19 protein-coding genes are annotated in these 17,949 nt (G+C 67.2%); 4 read left to right on the top strand and 15 right to left on the bottom strand.

Features of this window, described 5'->3' with window-relative positions; translation table 11 throughout:
- The first annotated feature begins 1 nt into the window (after window position 1).
- The 4 genes from AC2YHB_RS17975 to AC2YHB_RS17960 all read left to right on the top strand — a co-directional run bounded on the left by AC2YHB_RS17975 (window position 2) and on the right by AC2YHB_RS17960 (window position 2,722).
- Window positions 2-199, top strand: coding sequence for a ferredoxin (locus AC2YHB_RS17975; RefSeq protein WP_179648324.1), 198 nt, complete (start codon window positions 2-4; stop codon window positions 197-199).
- Entirely contained in the window at window positions 196-1,362 is a 1,167-nt protein-coding gene (locus tag AC2YHB_RS17970) for an NAD(P)/FAD-dependent oxidoreductase (protein WP_179648325.1), read from the top strand. Before AC2YHB_RS17975 ends, AC2YHB_RS17970 begins: the two co-directional genes overlap by 4 nt.
- Window positions 1,359-1,709, top strand: a complete 351-nt coding sequence (locus AC2YHB_RS17965; protein ID WP_179648326.1) for a DoxX family protein — start codon at window positions 1,359-1,361, stop codon at window positions 1,707-1,709. The genes AC2YHB_RS17970 and AC2YHB_RS17965 overlap by 4 nt, the downstream gene beginning before the upstream one ends.
- Window positions 1,710-1,984: 275 nt before the next feature.
- On the top strand, window positions 1,985-2,722 hold the full coding sequence (locus AC2YHB_RS17960) for a nuclease-related domain-containing protein (protein ID WP_487354405.1): 738 nt from the start codon (window positions 1,985-1,987) through the stop codon (window positions 2,720-2,722).
- Window positions 2,723-3,415: 693 nt separating this feature from the next.
- Here the strand turns inward: AC2YHB_RS17960 and AC2YHB_RS17955 are convergent.
- The 15 genes from AC2YHB_RS17955 to AC2YHB_RS17885 all read right to left on the bottom strand — a co-directional run bounded on the left by AC2YHB_RS17955 (window position 3,416) and on the right by AC2YHB_RS17885 (window position 17,897).
- Complete coding sequence (locus AC2YHB_RS17955; RefSeq protein WP_487354404.1) at window positions 3,416-4,390, bottom strand: protein kinase domain-containing protein; 975 nt, start codon at window positions 4,388-4,390, stop codon at window positions 3,416-3,418.
- A 276-nt stretch (window positions 4,391-4,666) separates the two neighbouring features.
- The gene (locus AC2YHB_RS17950) at window positions 4,667-5,449 is read right to left on the bottom strand and encodes a DUF6602 domain-containing protein (RefSeq protein WP_487354403.1); all 783 of its coding nucleotides are present in this window, start codon (window positions 5,447-5,449) and stop codon (window positions 4,667-4,669) included.
- Window positions 5,446-5,904, bottom strand: a complete 459-nt coding sequence (locus AC2YHB_RS17945) for a M67 family metallopeptidase (protein WP_487354402.1) — start codon at window positions 5,902-5,904, stop codon at window positions 5,446-5,448. The genes AC2YHB_RS17950 and AC2YHB_RS17945 overlap by 4 nt, the downstream gene beginning before the upstream one ends.
- The gene (locus AC2YHB_RS17940) at window positions 5,901-7,205 is read right to left on the bottom strand and encodes a HesA/MoeB/ThiF family protein (protein ID WP_487354401.1); all 1,305 of its coding nucleotides are present in this window, start codon (window positions 7,203-7,205) and stop codon (window positions 5,901-5,903) included. The genes AC2YHB_RS17945 and AC2YHB_RS17940 overlap by 4 nt, the downstream gene beginning before the upstream one ends.
- Window positions 7,202-7,738, bottom strand: a complete 537-nt coding sequence (locus tag AC2YHB_RS17935; RefSeq protein WP_487354400.1) for a hypothetical protein — start codon at window positions 7,736-7,738, stop codon at window positions 7,202-7,204. The genes AC2YHB_RS17940 and AC2YHB_RS17935 overlap by 4 nt, the downstream gene beginning before the upstream one ends.
- The gene (locus tag AC2YHB_RS17930) at window positions 7,735-8,700 is read right to left on the bottom strand and encodes a nucleotidyltransferase domain-containing protein (RefSeq protein ID WP_487354399.1); all 966 of its coding nucleotides are present in this window, start codon (window positions 8,698-8,700) and stop codon (window positions 7,735-7,737) included. Before AC2YHB_RS17930 ends, AC2YHB_RS17935 begins: the two co-directional genes overlap by 4 nt.
- 555 nt (window positions 8,701-9,255) lie before the next feature.
- A complete protein-coding gene (locus tag AC2YHB_RS17925; protein WP_487354398.1) occupies window positions 9,256-10,674 on the bottom strand; it encodes an MFS transporter in 1,419 nt (472 codons plus the stop codon).
- A gap of 442 nt (window positions 10,675-11,116) precedes the next feature.
- The gene (locus AC2YHB_RS17920; protein ID WP_487354397.1) at window positions 11,117-11,902 is read right to left on the bottom strand and encodes a CbtA family protein; all 786 of its coding nucleotides are present in this window, start codon (window positions 11,900-11,902) and stop codon (window positions 11,117-11,119) included.
- Between the two features lie 5 nt (window positions 11,903-11,907).
- Window positions 11,908-12,105 (bottom strand): CbtB domain-containing protein, encoded by a 198-nt coding sequence (locus AC2YHB_RS17915; RefSeq protein WP_487354396.1) that lies wholly within the window; start codon window positions 12,103-12,105, stop codon window positions 11,908-11,910.
- Window positions 12,106-12,122: 17 nt separating this feature from the next.
- Window positions 12,123-12,545 (bottom strand): nitrile hydratase accessory protein, encoded by a 423-nt coding sequence (locus AC2YHB_RS17910; protein WP_487354395.1) that lies wholly within the window; start codon window positions 12,543-12,545, stop codon window positions 12,123-12,125.
- Complete coding sequence (nthA, locus tag AC2YHB_RS17905; protein WP_487354394.1) at window positions 12,542-13,141, bottom strand: nitrile hydratase subunit alpha; 600 nt, start codon at window positions 13,139-13,141, stop codon at window positions 12,542-12,544. The genes AC2YHB_RS17910 and nthA overlap by 4 nt, the downstream gene beginning before the upstream one ends.
- Window positions 13,138-13,842 carry a nitrile hydratase subunit beta gene (gene nthB, locus AC2YHB_RS17900; protein WP_487354393.1) on the bottom strand — a complete coding sequence of 235 codons (705 nt, stop codon included), beginning with the start codon at window positions 13,840-13,842 and terminating at the stop codon, window positions 13,138-13,140. The genes nthA and nthB overlap by 4 nt, the downstream gene beginning before the upstream one ends.
- Window positions 13,839-15,380, bottom strand: coding sequence for an amidase (locus tag AC2YHB_RS17895; protein ID WP_487354392.1), 1,542 nt, complete (start codon window positions 15,378-15,380; stop codon window positions 13,839-13,841). The genes nthB and AC2YHB_RS17895 overlap by 4 nt, the downstream gene beginning before the upstream one ends.
- A gap of 131 nt (window positions 15,381-15,511) precedes the next feature.
- The gene (locus AC2YHB_RS17890; RefSeq protein ID WP_487354391.1) at window positions 15,512-17,224 is read right to left on the bottom strand and encodes an AMP-binding protein; all 1,713 of its coding nucleotides are present in this window, start codon (window positions 17,222-17,224) and stop codon (window positions 15,512-15,514) included.
- A gap of 67 nt (window positions 17,225-17,291) precedes the next feature.
- The gene (locus tag AC2YHB_RS17885) at window positions 17,292-17,897 is read right to left on the bottom strand and encodes a helix-turn-helix transcriptional regulator (RefSeq protein ID WP_487354390.1); all 606 of its coding nucleotides are present in this window, start codon (window positions 17,895-17,897) and stop codon (window positions 17,292-17,294) included.
- Window positions 17,898-17,949 lie beyond the last annotated feature (52 nt).

Raw genomic sequence — 17,949 nt, 5'->3', positions numbered from 1 at the left:
CATGAGGATCCACGTCGAGTACGACCGGTGCGAGGGCCACGGCCTCTGCGCCGAACAGGCACCGCAGCTCTTCAGCCTCGATGACGACGCCGAGCTGACCTATCACGCAGAGGGTTCCGACGTCCCCGCTGACCAGCAGGCGCCAGCGCGAGCGGCCATCGCGTCGTGCCCGGTCGCCGCGCTGCGGGAGACCTCGTGACTCGGCCCGGAGCCGTGGTGATCGTCGGCGAGTCGATCGCCGGCCTGACCGCCGCTCGCGAGCTCCGCGCCCAGGGGTACGACGGGACCGTGACCATCATCGGGAGCGAGCCCGAGGGCGCGTATGCACGGCCGCCGCTGTCCAAGGCCGTGTTGAAGGACGCTTCAGGCGAGACCGGGCTCTCCTACCCGTGCGCGGACCTCGACCTCCGGCACGTCCGCTCCCCCGCCGTCGCACTGGACGCCCCCGGCCGGGTCGTGACGACCGACGACGGACGAGCCGTGCCGTACGACGCCCTGCTCGTCGCGACCGGCGCGACGGCGCGACGACTGGCGACCCCGGACCAGCGCGGCGAGCTCGTGCTGCGCACCCTCGCGGACGCACGCGCGATCCGGGAACGGATGGACCACGCTGCGTCGGTCATCGTCATCGGCGCCGGCTTCCTCGGCATGGAGGTGGCCAGCGCGGCCGCCGCGAGGGGACTGGACGTCACCGTCATCGACACCGAGCCCCCGCTGCGCCGGCTGCTCGGCTCGTACCTCTCGGACCGCCTTGCGGCCCACGCGGCGGCCCGAGGAGTCCGGACCCGCCAGGTCTCCGGCCCCGTCGAGCTTGCCGGAACCCCGGTCCGCGGGGTGACACTGCCGGACGGGGACACGCTGACGGCGGACCTCGTCGTCACGTGCGCCGGCGACCTCCCCGCGGTCGGATGGCTGTCCGGCACTCCGCTGGCAGATCCTGCGGGCATCGCGATCGACGAGCGCTGCTCGACCTCGGTGCCCGGCGTGTTCGCCGCGGGAGACGTCGCCCGCCTCAGCCCCTCCGCGGGCTGCAGCGGCAGCCGCGCGCCGTTCTGGTCCAATGCGGTCGCGCAGGGCAAGGTCGCCGCTGCCTCCATGCTCGGGCAGGACAGCCCGCTGCGGCCGACCGACGACTACTTCTGGACGGAGATCCTCGGGCTCTCCATCAAGGTCGCCGGCCCTCTTCCGCTCACCGGTGCGCCCGCGTCGGTGGACGGGGACGTCCAGGCGGGCGACGCCATCCTGCGCTGGGACCGACCCGGACAGCGGACGACCGCCGTCGCCTTCGGCCGCAAGGTGCCGGTCGGCCGGCTCCGCGCCCTCGCCCGCGACAGCGCTTCGAGCCACAAGGAGAAGTCATGAACACCACGGCCGTCCTCACCGCCCTCCTCGCGGTGCCCTTCACTGCCATCGGCGCCGCGAAGCTCGCCGCCGTCCCGTCGATGCGGGCCCGAGCCGCACACGTCGGTCTCGGCGTCGACGCGTACCGGGCCATCGGTGCGCTGGAGCTCGCCGGCGCGGCGGGACTGGTCGCCGGGGCCGCGGTTCCTCTGCTCCGCATCCTCGCCGCCCTCGGCCTCCTGCTCCTGCTGGTCGGAGCGGTGGTCGCCCACCTGCGCGTGAAGGACGGGCCGAAGGAGATGGCTCCCGCCCTCGTGCTCGGAGCCCTGGCGGCCGCGCTCCTCGTCCTGAGCGTCCTCAACTACTGATCAGGGCGGGGCGTCAGTAGTACCAGGGGGAGGATTCGATGGGTTTCTGGGCCTGGGTGACTGATGCTGGTCACTGCTTGAAAAGTCCCTCTGAGCTGCGCAAACGCGACATTCACGCCACTTGTCGATGGTGGCGCTCTATGGCCAGTTCTCAACGTTCTGCGGACATTTTGCGGACTGCGGGGACCTGATCGACCTCCGCCGCCGAGGACACCGAAACTCGCGAGCCTTCCTGATTCCCCTCACGCGCCGCAGCGATTCGCCATGCTCATGACATGTCCTCGTCCGTGGGCAAACCTGGAGGCTCCAGCCAGGCGCAGTACGACGCCCTGACCCGATCGTGGCGGCGCCGCAACCGCAAGCTCTTCCTGGCGGTCGGGGCGATCTGCGGCTCGGTGATCGTCGGTTCCTTCGCAATCGCCACCACTTGGCCATCCCTCGAATGGATCGCCGGCGTGTTCGCTGGAGCCGCGCTCTGCTTCTACCTTTTCGCGCGCATGAGTCCACCCGGATGGATCGAGAACTGGCAGGCGGGCGCGTGGGGTGAGGAGGCGACCGCAGCTGCACTCGGACCGCTCGAGGCCGAAGGGTGGATCGTGAGGCATGACCTGCCTGCGCGTCGGGGCAACATCGACCATCTCGTCGTCGGACCAGGCGGAGTGTTCCTCCTCGACTCGAAGCGGATCAACGGCACCGTGAGCGTCAGCGAGGGGCGGGTTGCCGTCCAGCGGCTCGACAATCCGGCGCTGGGTTACAACCATCCGGGCGCGGGCCATGTGATCGCTCTGGCGAAGGAAACGCACGACCGGGTACTCGCTGCATCGCGCCTCAACGTGTGGATCGTGCCCGTCATGGTTTTGTGGGCGAACTTCCCTCAAGGCGTAGCCGGAGGTCGGTGCACCTTCGTGCACGGCGAGCGAGTCGCCGAGTGGCTACGCGAGCAACCGGTGAAGATCTCCGAAGACCGCATCGAGCAGGTGTCCGAGATGGTGGTCCGCGCCCTCTCCTTATGACGGATCGCTCGGCGGCGGTGCGGGCCAAGGCGGCGAAGTGACGCAGGGGTGGCGAGCCGTTCGTTGGGTGGCATGAGTGCGCAGTCGGTCAGATTCAGTGACCATATGGTCCATGCACTACGTAGCGACATTGAACCTGGACTACACGCGCACGAAGCAGGTGCCTTACCAAAAGCTCCTGGTTCCTCGAGCACGCTGGCTGGGAGTACGTCGAGACGTCGGCGATGCTCTACGAGGCCGACGACCTTGACGGCGTACTGCGCGCTTTCGAACTCTTGTCCAGGTCGGTTCATCTTGGGGGCGATCTCAGCGCTCTCAATCTCCAGGTCCAGGCAGTTGGGAACGCGCGCAAGGCGCCGACAGATCGAAACCGCGCAAACGCCTACCGCGAAGTGATGAAGCTGCCATCGCCGCCCGCTCCGTGACAGGGCTACATGCGTCATGGGCGGCAGCACCGACGGCTTCCGATGTCACACCGAGACGATTGTGGGCCGTCCACGGTGGAATGATCACGTCTCACGCAGCGATACGACGTGGGAATGCTGCTGCTTTCGGCAGGGCGGTGAGTTGTCGTGGCTTTCGGGCGACGGGGTTTCTGCCCGAAGCTCGCGCGCGGCAAAGGCCGCCAGGGGTCGGCAGGTACAAAGTCGCGCATACACAGCTCAAGGCAGTACGACGTGGGTGGGGCCGCGCCTACCGGTCCAAGCCTGGTCCGTAAAGCTTCCGGCTGAGCGCGTCTAGCGGAGGACGGTCTTCAGGCGCGAAAGACAGAGCCTTTTCGACCCACTCGCGCTTGTTGCCAAGCTGCTGAGCGACCGAGGGGGCGAGTCGAAGCCGTGTCAGATCGGGACCGACCATGACGTCTCGCGGCTCGTGACCGGTAAGCAGATAGACCGTCAGCATTCCGAGGGCGTAGATGTCGCTTGCCGGCGTGACCTCGCGGGCGCTGATCCACAGTTGCTCGGGAGCCGAGTACCCAAAGGTCCCCATGCCGACAGCCGTCTGTGTGAGCGCTGTCTGGCCCTGACCTTTCGCTAAGTCGAAGTCGCACAGTGCGACACTCTCGGACAGCATGTGCTGATCGTTGACCCGCTCCACCAGGACGTTGTCCGGCTTGAGGTCGCGGTGGACGACGCCGTGCATGTGGACGAACTCCACTGCACTCACAATTTGGGAGAGCAGCCAGGTGCGAACGTCGGCGTCGGTGCGTTGATCCCGGTTGCTGCGACTGCTGCTGTCGGCGACGCCGTTTGCGAGCGCTCGGCGAAGGTTTGGACCGCGGAAGTCTTGCGCGACCCATGGCGCGGCAGCCTCAAGATCCCACGCGAGAATGTCCGGTACCCACGGACTGGGGCGGATCTGCTCGTCGAGCGGATACATCGGAGCCGGATAGTCGCTCGCCTTGTCCAGCAGTGCCAACTGAGTTCGCATGCTCCGGGCAGCTCGATCAAGCGCGTACTGCTCGGCGTCGGCGAACGTCTTAATGATGCAGATGCGCGAGAGTGCCCGATCGTCGCCGGCACCGAGGAATACCGTCCCCTGGCCACCACGGGCGATCGCAGCGTGAGAAAAGAACGACCCGTGCCGGATCGGCTCGTCGAGCAGGCTGGCGCGGGTGAGCCTGAGGGCACGCTGGAAGCGCTTGCTTCCGAAGTTGTCAGCCGTCACGTGACCATTCTCCCAGCGGCCACTCGCTTACGCGGCTACATACAGAAGGTGTAGCGGAGGACCTTGATCGGAGGCCTGAGTTCAGACGGCTGGCGGCTGACGACTGGTCACCAACGCCCGGGTGGCGCCACACCACTATCAGGGACGCAACTTCTCAACCGTTGCCTCCCAGTGAATCTGTACCTGTGACGCTCCAACCGATCGAGTCGCTGAGAACAGCCGTTGCGCGAACGCGGCGGATTGATTCAGCGGTTGCCGGCTCCACTGCTCGGGTGATCAGTCCTCCGGGTTGATGTGCCGTTCGTAGGCGGTCATGTCGACGGCAAGAACGGTGCCGGTCAACTGCAGCATGCGGAAGAGTCGTGCGGCGAAATGGATGAGTTGGTTGCCGTCGTGGCGGTACTCCCGAGGCGGGTTCTCGGCGGTGGACGTTTCTTCGCCTTCGACGGGGTTAGGCGTGTGGTCGAAGGAGATCGTGTCCAAAGCGATCCCAAGATCGAGGAAACCGGGGTCGCCGTAGGCGGGGAGGTAGGCATCAAGGCCCCGAATTGCTCTTTCGTGGGTCGACCAACCGGTGGTGGTCGCGAGTAGGCCGCCGATGATCGGTCGGTCTTCGGGGTCGAGTGCCCGGAACTTGCCGCCCGCGTGGATGATTGGCGCTGAGGTGCGGTGGAGGGCCCGAACAGACCCGACCTTCTTGGCGGCGTATTCGATGTAATCCTTGTCGATGTGCGGCTTCACCTCAAAGACGCCGTAGACGGCCTCCACAGGAACGAATCGAGTCGCCGCCTGGTGCCCGAACCACAGGGGTGAGTACTGACGGTCGAAGAGCGCGACGTCGATCTGCTCACTCTGTGCGCCGTTCGAATCCACCGCGATGATCGGCCCGACCTCGTAGCGCTCGGGCAGGAAGTTGCGCAAGATCGCCACCCAGTCCTGCTCGCTCTGGTCACCGACGGTTGTCCCGTGGTTGGTCATCGCGCGGATGGCCTCGTGGTTGCCGAGGATGCGTGCTTGGTGGCCGAGAAGGGATTGTCGGATGTTGAAGGTGCTGGTCATGCGGGGTCGCTTTCGATGGTGAGCGGGGTGAGTGTTGCGGCGTCGCGGGTGACGACCCAGCATGCGGCTACAGGAGGCTCGCGGCCGGGACTGACGATGATGCTGATGAACCGGTCGAATCCGAGTTCGTCATCGGTGAGGTGACGCAGGTAGGAGTCGAGGTCGATTGCGCTGGGCATGGGGTCCGCTCGCGGGTGGGTGTGCCATTCGCCGACCCAGACTGAGTGATCGTGTTCCCAGCCTGCGGCTGCGATTCGTTGGGCGTGGTTGAGGTCGCGCAGGAACCGGGTGGGCTCGTGGACGGCGTTGGGGCCTGGATCTCCCGCGACGCCGATTGTCACTCCGTCGTTTGTGTCTTTCCCGAGGAGGATTCCGCCGGTTTCGAGCCCGTCCGGTGCTGCCGCGACCTCGCTGCGGATCGCTTCCCACGCCCGACGGTCCACGGTGATCCTCATGTGTCGGGATTGCACGTTGGGCAGACGGGTCGGGGTCGCGGGATGTCATGCCATGCGAGGTCGATGGCCCGGGCGAGGTCGAACGGTGCGGCGAGGTCTCCAGTGGGGCGTAGGCCGATGGTTGCCAGTTCGCCGGGGAGCCGGGCGGTGTGGTCACCGAGGTGGGTTTCCAAAAGTGTGGAGATCGCGGCCTTGGCAGCGAGCTGTCCGACGAAGTGGAGGTCGGGTCCCACGGCTGTCATGGCTCGATGGACGGAGCCGGTGCCGTAGTCGAGTTCTTGTGCCGCTTCGACGTCGATGGCTCCACCGGCGGCGAGATGGGCGCGGAGGCACATCAGGCATCCGTGCCGTGGCGCGGGTTGAAGGCGCACGATTTCGCCGACCGCGCCGTCGTCGAGGACGCAGGCGAGGACGGCTGGTTTGCCTGCACGGCGAGCGAGGTGGGAGACGACTCGTCGCGGGGCAACGCCGTCTGCGGCGCACACGATGACGTCAACGTTGGAGAACAGAGAGCGCATGAGGTGTGCGTGATCGACCACGTCGTAGGTGTACGGGTGGACGTCGGTGTCGGGCCAGCGTGCGTTGAGGCGCTGTTTCATTGCATCGACCTTCATGATGCCGACGCTCTCGGGGCCGAGTACATGGCGGATCATGTTGTGCCACAGGAACCGGTCGGGGTCGATGAGATGCAGTTCTCCGACGCCGTACCGGGCCAGTGCGTCGGCCACGACGCCGCCGATCGATCCGACACCAACGACTGCGACCTTGAAGTCGAGCACCTCGTCGACGGGCCAGTGTCCGTCAAGTTGAGCGAGACCCGTCTCGGGTTCTACGGCGACCGGCATCGGGGTTACGAAGTCACGGGTTGTGAGCCACGCGGAGAATTCGGTGGCTCCTGCTTTGATCCAGTCTTCCGGCATGTCGGGGACGTGGGTGACGAGGAGGCCGTTGTTGGTGCCGCTGGGTTGGCGAACCTCGGGCACGAGTTTCTTGAAGTCGTCGAATCCGAAACCGACGCCGCGTCCGCGAGCGATGGTGGCCCGGTGTTGGATGTTGATGTCGCTGCCAGTCATCCGGACCCACCGCCCGGCGACCGTTCCGCCTTGATAGCGAAGCGCGGCGTACTCGGTGGGGACCGTTACCGGGAGCCAGAGGTCCTTGGAGGTCTCGACCTTCTGGGCGACGTACATGTTGTTCCACTCGTTGGCATGGAACAGGAGCTCACCACTGGACCCTTCAGCGCCCTGGATCTTCTCTACCGCTTCGCTGGGGAGCGCGACCCACGGGTATCCGGCACTCACAGGTTCGCTGCCTCCGTTACGAGGTGGTCACGGGAAGGGTCGCTGACGATGCCATTGGTTGTCATGGACTCAATGAGCCCGGCTTCCATGAGCGCGAACTCGATGCGCCAGCCGCACGCCTTGAGGAGCAGGTCGACGGGCGTCGTCTCCGGGGTCCAGTCGTTCTCGGTCTGCAGAAGGCAGAGGGACCCGCCAGGCGCGACGTGCCATGCGTGCTGTGTGTACTGCTGGATCGTCGGCTCCGGGTCGAGGACGTACACGCGTGGTGGCACCATCGGATAGGCCGATGGGTAGTGGAGCGATACGAGCGCACCGTCGGGTACCAGCACGTCGAGCCCTTCCGGCGCGGGACGGTCGAAGGGCCAAATTGGTAGGCGTCCTGCCCACGCGCCGTGGGTGACGACCCCTTCGTGGACATTGGGCGGCACGTACTGGAGGTCCGCCGCGAAGGCGGCGATGGCAGCCTTGTCGCGTTCTTCGAGCTGCGGATCGGCTTCGTTCCACAACTCAATCTGAAGAACCGGCTTACTCATCCTTGCGGAGTGTCCTTAACCGGACGCGGGAGGACGGGCGGGACGACGGCCGGGGCCGGACCAGTCGACGGCGGCCTCGGGAATCCTTCACCGAACACGTCGCGCCATGCACGAATCGCGCCAGCGTCATCACCGACGCTCTGCTTCACCACCGCGAGCGCCGCGTTGTCGGCTGCCGCCCGCAGTCGGTCGCCGAGCGTGTCGTAGTCGAGGTCGGTCTGAATGGGGCCGCAGTGCCCGGCGGGGTCTTCGACCGCGTAGCCGCTCTCGATGTAGTGAGCGGCCTTGACGAAGAACTCCTTCACCGCGACCGGCTGGGTCCGGCCCAGCGGGAGGTTGTCGAGTGCGAGGACCTCCATGACGAGAGACTTGATGTTGACGCCCGTCTGGATCGATGCCCAATCCTTGAGCATGCGGACCGTGCCCGGGTAGTTGCCCCACTGCTCGCGCCGCTTCTGGACCTCGTCGATCAGGTGCTCGGGGTCGCATGCGACCCACTTACGGGACAAGAACTCGGGGATGAGCAGGTAGCCGTCCTTGCGGAGGGCAGGCATCGCGTCGACGGTGAACGCGTCCTCGTCGTCGGGGTCGTCGATGAAGCACTTGACGGCGTGGTTGCGCCAGCGTGCGAGGCGGACCAATTGGTCGTACGTGCCGTTCGTTGCGCCGAGGAGCGCGTTGACCTTCTCGCGGGTGTAGTTGAGGGCGTCCTCGGCGGAGTCGCCCGCGCCACCCCAGCCGGGGTGGTCGACTTCGTTGTAGATGATGACGACGTCCACGTCGTGGATCGGGTCCTTGTGCGTTTTGCGGGCCAGCGACCCAGACATGAAGACCTCGTCCACGTCGCTGAGCGTGTCGAACGCGCCCTTGAAGGAAGCCGCTCGCTCACGCGCTTCCTCAACCTGAGAAGGGTCTGCGTCGACATACAACTGGTACTTGGCGAAAGCGTCTGAGACGTTCACGTGCCACTCCTGCCCGTGCGGACCGTCACCGTGACTCACCGCATCGTTCGAACCTGTGTTCGGACCCGCAATCACCATAGCGGGTACCACCGACAGATTCCGCGTAGGTCGTCTATGGCCCCATGGCGGCGTGGGCGAACTTGGGCTGGCCTGGTGAAGTTGTTCCGAGCCGACGCTGTAACGCATTACATCCGACAATTCGCCTGTTGACCGTTCGGGAGCACGTTGGACTACGACCACGTTGGTCGGCTTGGTGGCAGTCAGCGGACCAGTCGACGTCGGCGATGACAGCTGGGCTGGTTGTTTGAGGTGCCTTGGGCAGTCGAGTGACGAGGTCGCTCGTGGGCTTCGGGCACTCGACGAGATAGCGAAAGCAGCACAGGAAGCTCAAGGCGCGCCATTCTGGGCGAAGTGGGGCACCTCTGGTGGGTGATAGGCAGCACCGCCGGCCTGGGCATTTTCACTCCGAGTGGCTCGACGGCCGTTCGGCGGCCGGAGTCTCGCCTACACAGGCGTGAAATCACGCAGTAGACCGCACTCATTGCACGCCAGGGGTTAGCGCTTGCGTGTGTTCTCAGTCTCGAGATCGCCGGGCCAGGAGCTACCCGTCGCGACCGGGTCCGGTCGAGCAGGTCCGCCCGTGCCCCTGATGAGCGCCGCGGTGATCACCGCTGCCGTCAGGAGGATCCCGGTCGCTACGTCCAACGCCCGCTGGTAGCCGTCGACCACCGCCGCTGCACCATGACTGCTTTCACCCGTGACGGCCGCGGCGACCCCGGCCAGCAGAGCCAGTCCGAGCCCAACCCCAACCTGCTGCGCCGCGTTGAGCACGGCTGCAGCCACACCTGCGCGGTCCTCGGAAACGTCGTACACGGCTGCTTGGGTCAGCGCCATTACGCCGAAGCCGAACCCCAGTGCCAGCACGAACATCGCGGGCGCGAGATGAGCCCAGTACGACGCGTCCTCGCCGATCCTGGAGAACCACGCGGTGGCGACCGCGCTTAGTAAAGCCCCTGCCGGAGCGACGACACGGGCAGAGGTCCGTGCGATCAACACGGGGGCCAGCGCCGCTCCACCCATGATCCCGACAGCGAAGGGCAGCCACGCGGTCCCTGCTTCGACCGGCGTGAAGTGTCGCACGTCCTGGAGGTAGAGCGTGATGATGTAGAAGGTCCCCATCGGTCCGATGGCGAGGAGAAGCATGCCGAGATAGGCGCCTGCTCGGGACCGGTCTGCCAGGAGCGCGAGCGGGAGGAGTGGGCGATGGTCCTTCGCTTGCGACAGCACGAAGAGACCCAACAGGATCGCCGCGCCCACAATGAGGATCAGGCCGTCCAGATCGAACAGGCCGTGCTCGCCCATGCGGGTGATTCCGTACGTCATCGTCAGCATGCCCCCGGTCACCAGCGCCGCACCGATGCCACCGAGTGGCCCGGACGCTGGCCGCGTGGCGGTGAGCGACCGACTCCCCCACAGGACCAGCAGACCGATCGGGACATTGATGAAGAAGACCCAGCGCCAGCCCCCGACTTCAGTCAGGACTCCCCCAAGGAAGAGCCCAGCAATGATGCCGAGCTCGGACATCGCGCCGTAGAGCGACAGCGCCCTGTCGCGCATCATGTTGTCCTGGAACGACGTTGCGATGAGCGCCAACGCGTTCGGGGCCGCCAACGCGGCACCGAGACCTTGCAGGGCGCGAGCGGCGACCAACACCTCGAGGTCGTGCCCCATGCCCCCGGCGAGCGACCCTGCCACGAAGATCGCGATCCCCGTCGAGAAGGTGCGGCGCCGCCCCCACACGTCCCCGATGCGTCCGCCGACGAGAAGCAGGGACCCGAACACGACGATGTAGGCGTTCACGACCCACGGAAGGTCGACCGGCTCCACGTCGAGCGAGCGCTGGATGCTCGGCAGCGCGATGTTCACGATCGAGTCGTCCAGCACCAGCATGAGCTGCGCCGTGGTGATCACCACCAATGCAATGGAGGCAGATCCCCGAGAAGCTTTGTTCATGTGTGAACTATACCCCCCTAGGGTATAAGGGCACGAAATGGCCCGGTCGCCCTCTCCGCGAGAACTCTCGGCATCTCGGCGCGTCCCGGTCCCCCACGGTGTACCCACTCGACGATGGCATCGACCACCGAGGGCTGGAGGACTCCGCCGAGCCACACCGGCCGAGCCCTCCATTCGACGCGCGCGGAGGGCGCCGGGGAGACGACGACGACGTTCGACTCCCCGCAGACCAGCAGACAGGTACTCACCCGCACCTCGGCACGGCCTCGCAGGCCATTGATCAGCACATTCACCTGTGCGGCGTGGTCGACGTCGGGATGGCGGCCGACGTCGCCGCAACAACAGCCACGGCAGACCGTGACCAGGCACTGGTCACGGTCTGCCACGACGCCTCCGGAGAAGGTCACGCTCGGACGACCATCGGTCGTCCGACCCCTGGGCGAGCCACCTCAGCTCGGTGCGTGACCGCCCCGTGCGCAAGGCCGATCACGCCCCACATCGCCCCGAGCTGAGCGAGCGATCCGACCCGGAAGTCCCAGAGCAGCGCCGCCGGCACGGAGCCGGGAACGACGTCAGCCGGGCCCGGAGCGAACAGCACGACGGCGCCCGCACCCAGCGTCGCCACCGCAGCCACAGCGAGCCACGTCAACTCCGACGAAGGCGCTCGGCGTTCCAGGAAGCGCTGAGTCCCGAAGGCTGCGCCGACGACGAGAACTCCCAGACCGATGACCACGAAGTAGCACAGCGTTCGATAGTTCACGGTGTCCGGATCACCGACTCCGGGGGGATTGGCCGGGATGACGAGCGCGGGCAGCAAGGCCATGACCGTGAAGGCGAGCGCGCCGAGCGCAGCCGACTTGCCGAGGTCCGTGCGCCCGGGAAGGCGATGCCGCGACCGCGCGTAGACGACCGAGAAGGCCAAGCCCATCAGAGCCGCCACGATGATGACGGTCAGGGTGCCGCCGATCTGCTGCTGGAACCGTGTCACGACCTCACCGGTCTCGTGGGAGTGGCTATGGGCGCCCTCCGATTCCGCGTGACCGTGCGCGTCGGCGCCTGCGCCCTCCAACGCGATCGCGCGGGACAGGACCGGCTCGACGGCCACCCACAAGACCACAGCCGCGGCCGTTCCCCCTGCGATTCCGCTCGCACCGCCCCGAACGAGGCGCTGCGTCCACGTGGTCCGCATCAGGATCAGTGGCAGGGCACGCCGAGGGCGTGGCGGCCGTCGTGGGTGACCTCGTGCAGGAACTGCGCAGCGTTCGCCGAAAGCAGAGCGCCGTTCTCCTGCACAAGGAAGTAGGCGCCGAACAGGGCAAAGGCCGCGACGGCCCAGACCCAGGCGGGGACTGCGATGGCCGCCTTGGTTGCGGCGACGGATGCGTTGGACATGATGATTTCCTTTCCCGTCACGCCCGGATGGCCGGGTCGACGGCAATGGGCTCGGTGTGAGCCTCGTGGTGGTTGCGATTGGCCGGTACGGCAAGCACGTCCAGGGTTCGTCCGTCGAGCTCGTCGAGCAGGAGGACCCCCTGATTCCCCAGGACTTGCTCTAGGGCGGCGACCCAGTGCTCGTAGTACGACCACGACGGATCGTCGAGACCCGGGTTCTCCTTCTCCCAGGTCGAGATCGATGCGATCAGGGCCCCTTGGAACTGTGACCAGTCGAACTGCCCGGTCTTGTGGGCGCTGACCGCGAGCGCGAAGGCCCGGATCTCCCACGGCTCGTCGAAGGCGAGATCGCCGGCCCGACCGCCGGGCATGTCACAGACGAGGTCCTCGACAGCTCGGCGTTCTGCTGCAGAGGGCCGCTCACGGGTGCCCACGCTCACGATGCGGCCTTGGCGGGAGCGACACCGATCATCGAGTCGCGGGTGACCAGGGCAGCGAGCTGCTCCTCGGACCAACCGTCGGTGCCGGCCGGACGCTGGGGCATCACGAAGTACCGCATCTCCGAGCTGGAGTCCCAGACCCGGATCTCCTTGTCCACCGGCACGTCGAAGCCGAAGTCCTCCGAGAGAACCTTGCGGGGCTCGCGAACGATGCGGGACCTGTACTGGGGCTCCTTGTACCAGTTCGGCGGAAGCCCCATCACCGGCCAGGGATAGCAGGAGCAGAGGGTGCACACGATGGCGTTGTGGACGTCATCGGTGTTCTCGAGCGCGACGAGGTCCTCGCCCTGGAGACCGCTGATGCCGAGCTCCTTCGCGGCCTCGGTGGCGTCCTCGAGCAGGCGAGCCTTGAACTCGGGGTCACTCCACGCCTTGGCGATCAGCTGGGCACCGAGGTGCGGACCCACTTCGTTCTCGTAGATCTCTACCATCCGGTCGACCATCGACGTCGTCATCACGCCCTGCTCGATAAGCATCGACTCCAGCGCCTTGACGCGCGCGGCGATCTCTTCCTGCGACTTCACGAGGCCACTCATGCGACCGCTCCTTCCTTCTCGACCAGCTCGATGTAGGGATCCCAGACGTCGAAGCACGTGCTTCCGTTGGGATCGGCGTACTGCGCACCCCACAGCTCCTCGGCCGCGAACCGCACGGTGTAGAGGTGCTCGGGAGCGTCGCCCTGTCCGTTGCCCGCGGAGTCGGGGTAGATGAACGAACCGTGGTGGCTGATGATCACGCCCGTCTTCCCGCGGACGTAGCCGGCACGACGGCTGTGGCCGAAGGGCACGTCGATGCCCATGCGCACGACATCCCCGACCTTGAAGCGCGGCTCCTTCTCCGTCGGACGGCCAGCAGGTGCACCAGCCGGAACGACCGCGTTCACGAAGTCGATCAGCTCCTGGCTCTGCTCGTGCTCCGGTAGCGGTGCATCCGGGTTGTCGAGGTAGAACTGGGTACGCCGGTCGAGCTCGGCCTCGTCGATGTGCCCCCCGCCGATCCCGTAATACTCGAAGGTGTGGAGCCAGTGCTCGTAGTACGGCGCCTTGAGATAGACGGCCGGGTCCATCACCTCGATGCCGTAGCGGAACTGGTCCACGCCGAACCAGCCGGCACGGAAGCAGGCGGCGAACATCGTGAACGCCGGCTTCTCCCACTCCGCGCGGAAGATCGGCTCCTCGGCAGGAGGATCGATCGGACCGAGTCCGTCGGTGCCTCCCAGGTCGAACACCCCGTTCATGCGTTTCTCCTCTCGGCGGCCGGCAGCGGGAAACCGCCGATCGCGTTCTCCAGTGCGTGCGCCACGCGTAGGACCGTGGCGTCGTCGTACTTCCTGCCGATGACCATGAGGCCGACCGGAAGTCCATCTGCGAGACCGGCCGGCACGGAGCAGGCCGGGTGGCCCGTCACGTCGAACGGCGCGGTGTTGGCGAGCATCTCGAGGGCTCTGCCGAGGATGTCGGCGAGCTCGGCGTCGGCAGCCGGGAGCTTGCTCGCAGTGATCGGCAGCGTCGGCATCACCAGCACGTCGTAGTTCTCGAGGGCCGCGTCGTACGCCGCTGCGAGGCGCGACTCGAGGCCACGCGCCATCGCGTAGTGGCGCCCGAAGTCGTTGGCGAGTGCATGCCGACCGGCCATCATCACGAGCTTGACGGTCTCCGAGAACCGGCTGGGGTCCTCGCGCCAGCGGCGCCCGTAGTGAGCGATCAGGTCGGGGTCGTAGTAGCCCTTCCAGTTCATGCCGTAGGCGTTGCCGTCGACCATCTGCCACGTCGCGCCCTCGACCGAGATCACGTCCCAGATCGCCGGTCCGTAGGCGTGCCACGGGATCGAAACCTCGTCTGCCTCGAGCCCGGCGGATACCAGTTGTGCAATGGCTGCGCGCACGGTCTCGTTGACTGCGGGGTCAGCGTTGGCCAGCTGGAAGCCCTCGGTGACGACGCCGAGGCGTAGACCGGAGACGGACTCGGCGAGTGCCTGCACGTAGTCGACCGGCGCCGTCGCGTCAGGCTGCCGTGGGTCGAGACCGTCGACGCCGGCGATGACGTTGAGCATCCTCGCAACGTCCTCGACGGTGCGGGCCATCGGCCCCAGGTGGTCGATGGACTGCTCGATCGGGAAGGCGCCCGTGTAGGGAACGAGACCGAAGGTCGGCTTGTGACCCACGATGCCGCAGAAGGCGGCAGGAATCCGCACCGATCCGCCTTGGTCACCACCGAGCGCCAGGTCCACCTCGCGGGCGGCGACGAGTGCGGCACTGCCGCTCGATGAGCCGCCGGCCGACCGCTCCCGGTCCCAGGGATTGCGCACGGGACCGGGCTTGCTCGTGTGGGAGCCTCCGGAGAAGCAGAGGTCCTCACAGGTCGACTTGCCGGCGATGGTCGCGCCTGCGGCGAGGAGGCGGCGGACCACCGTCGCGTCCTCGGCCGGGATGTAGCCATCGACGGTCAACGAACCGTTCATCATGGGAACGCCGGCGACGCTCACGTTGTCCTTGATGACGACCGTCCGGCCTGCGAGGGGCCCCTCGGCAGTCTCAGCAAGGTCGGTCTGGACGTACCAGGCTCCGAGCTCGTTGTGATTCTCGACCGGTCGGACCCACGTCCGCTCCGGCACGCTCGGCGCGAGGTCGGCGTACAGCTCCTCCACGCGGTTCCACGACTCGAGCAGTCCGTCGGCGACCGCCTGGTAGGTCACGATCTCAGCGTCGTCGATCCCCAGGCCTGCGGCAGCGGCGAGCTCGGCCATTGCGGCCACGGTGGGCTTCTCGATCGGCATGCGACCTCCCTCTCTCGGATGCGCGGCTTGTGGTCCGCGTCACGCCAAGTGAAGTGTCAATCTGTTCATATGTCAACAGATAGCGACATATTGAACCAATCGGCCAGCAGATCGACACCGCGCGCTCACCGTCAGCCCTTCAGTGCAGGGAAGTCCTCGTCGCGGTACTCGCCGGCGGGCCGGCTGCCCTCGACCTCGTTCTCCCGCTTGCGCAGCTCGACCCGGCGGATCTTGCCCGAGATCGTCTTCGGCAGCTCGAAGAACTCCAGCCTCCGGACCCGGAGGTACGGCGCCAGGTGCTCGCGCGCGTAGCGCAGGATCGACTCCGCCGTCTCCGCCGTCGGCTCGTGGCCGGCGACGAGGGCGACGTACGCCTTCGGGACGGCCAGCCGCACCGGGTCCGGTGCCGGCACGACCGCCGCCTCGGCGACAGCGGGGTGCTCGATGAGCACGGACTCCAGCTCGAACGGGCTCACCTTGTAGTCCGACGCCTTGAACACGTCGTCGGTGCGACCGATGTAGGTGATGTAGCCGTCCTCGTCGCGGGCCGCGACGTCGCCGGTGTGGTAGAAGCCGCCGGCCATCGCCTCGGCGTTCTTCACGGCGTCGCCCTGGTATCCGGTCATCAGCGTGAGCGGCCCGGACCCGTCGCGGACGCTCAGGTCGAGGCAGATCTCGCCCTCCCCCACGCCGTCGACGACGGTGCCCTCGAGCGGGTCGACCAGCACCACCGGGACGCCCGGCAGCGGACGGCCCATCGAGCCCGACGTCACCGGCTGGCCCGGCGGGTTCGCGATCGCGGCCGTCATCTCGGTCTGCCCGAAGCCGTCGCGGATGGTCAGGCCCCAGTGCTTCTCGACCTGGCTGATCACCTCGGGGTTCAGCGGCTCGCCGGCGGCGATGGCCTCGCGCAGCGCGCCCTTGCCACCCGACAGGTCCGCGTTGATGAGCATCCGCCAGACCGTCGGCGGCGCACAGAAGGTCGTCACTCCCTCGGTCCGGATCTGCCCGAGCAGGGCGGCCGCGTCGAAGCGCGCGTAGTTGAAGACGAACACCGTCGCCTCGGCCAGCCACGGCGCGAAGAAGTTCGACCAGGCGTGCTTCGCCCAGCCGGGGCTGGAGATGTTGAGGTGCACGTCACCGGGCTGCAGGCCCAGCCAGTACATCGTCGACAGGTGGCCCACCGGGTACGACGTGTGCGTGTGCTCGACCAGCTTCGGCCGGCTCGTCGTGCCGGAGGTGAAGTAGAGCAGCAGCCGGTCGTCGCTGGCGTTGCCCGGGTGCGGGACGGGAGCGGCCGCGACGTCGTACGCCGCCGCGTAGGACACCCATCCCGCCGGCGCCTCGCCGACGGCGACCCGCAGGTAGCTGCCGGGCACGTCGTCGAACTTCGCCGTGTCGGCCGCGTTGCACACGACCGCCCGCGCGTTGCCGCGCGCCAGCCGGTCGACCAGCTCGGCCGGTCCGACCGCCGTCGTGGTCGGCATGATCACCGCGCCCAGCCGGATCAGCGCGAGCATCGACTCCCACAGCTCGACCTGGTTGCCGAGCATCACCACGACACTGTCGCCGGCGCGGACGCCCTGCGCGGCGAGGTGTCGCGCGACCTGCTCCGAGCGCGTGACCAGCTCCCCGAACGTGTACGACGCCCGCGCGCCGTCCTCCTCCACGATCACCAGGCCCGGCTGGTCGTTGCCGCGGGCGAAGGCGTCGAACCAGTCGTGCACGAAGTTGAACGTCGACCCGACATCCGGCCAGGCAAACCGGGCGACCGCCTCGTCGTAGGACGTGCGCAGCGAGCGGAGATGGTCGCGTGCGGAGCGCAGAGCGTGTGTGGCTTCCATGCGGCAGATGGTTCAGCCATCGAGCGCGCTCCGAACACCCCCCGATGGGGGGCGAGCGCGACGACGGTCACAGCACGAGGCCCAACCGCCTGGCCTCGATCACCGCCAGGTGCCGCGACCGCACGCCCAGCCGTGACAGCACGTCGCGCATGTACGACTTGACCGTGAGGGCCGTCAGTCCGAGGTGCTCGGCCACGGCTGCGTAGGTCAACCCCGTGGCGACGAGCGCGAGGACATCCAGCTCGCGGGCCGTCAACAGTGGTGCAGGCCCACTGTCGGCGGCAGCCATCTGTTCAAGCAACGAGGTCGCGGCATCACGCGCGCACTCGTCGGTAGTGGAGCTACGGATCGCCACCAGGCCAGCATGGAGCCTGCGCGCCCGAACGGCCATTTCCTCGTGGCGTCGCGTGAGCTCCGCGGTCCGTAGTTCCACCTGTCGGTGAATCTCCTCCTGAACACTGATCTCATGGGCGAGCGCACGCGATGCCCTGATGACGACGTCCAGGGTCCGATCGCCCACGACCGTGGCACGGAAGCCGACGTAGAGGACACCTCGGGCAGATCGCCCGACGCGCACCGGCGCTGCTGCAATCGTTGTCAGGCCCTCCGCTCGAACCTGTCGGTCATAGTCGTGCGAGATGCGCTGGGTGCCGTAGTAGTCGTCGACGGCCATCGCCCTCTGTTCCGCCCACACCCTCCCACCGAGGCCCCGCCCACGTTGGAGC

It is taken from the genome of Nocardioides sp. SRI_004 (genome assembly GCF_057586415.1).
The sequence above is the reverse complement of the archived record's forward strand: the minus strand, read 5'-3'. Positions and strand labels throughout refer to the sequence as shown.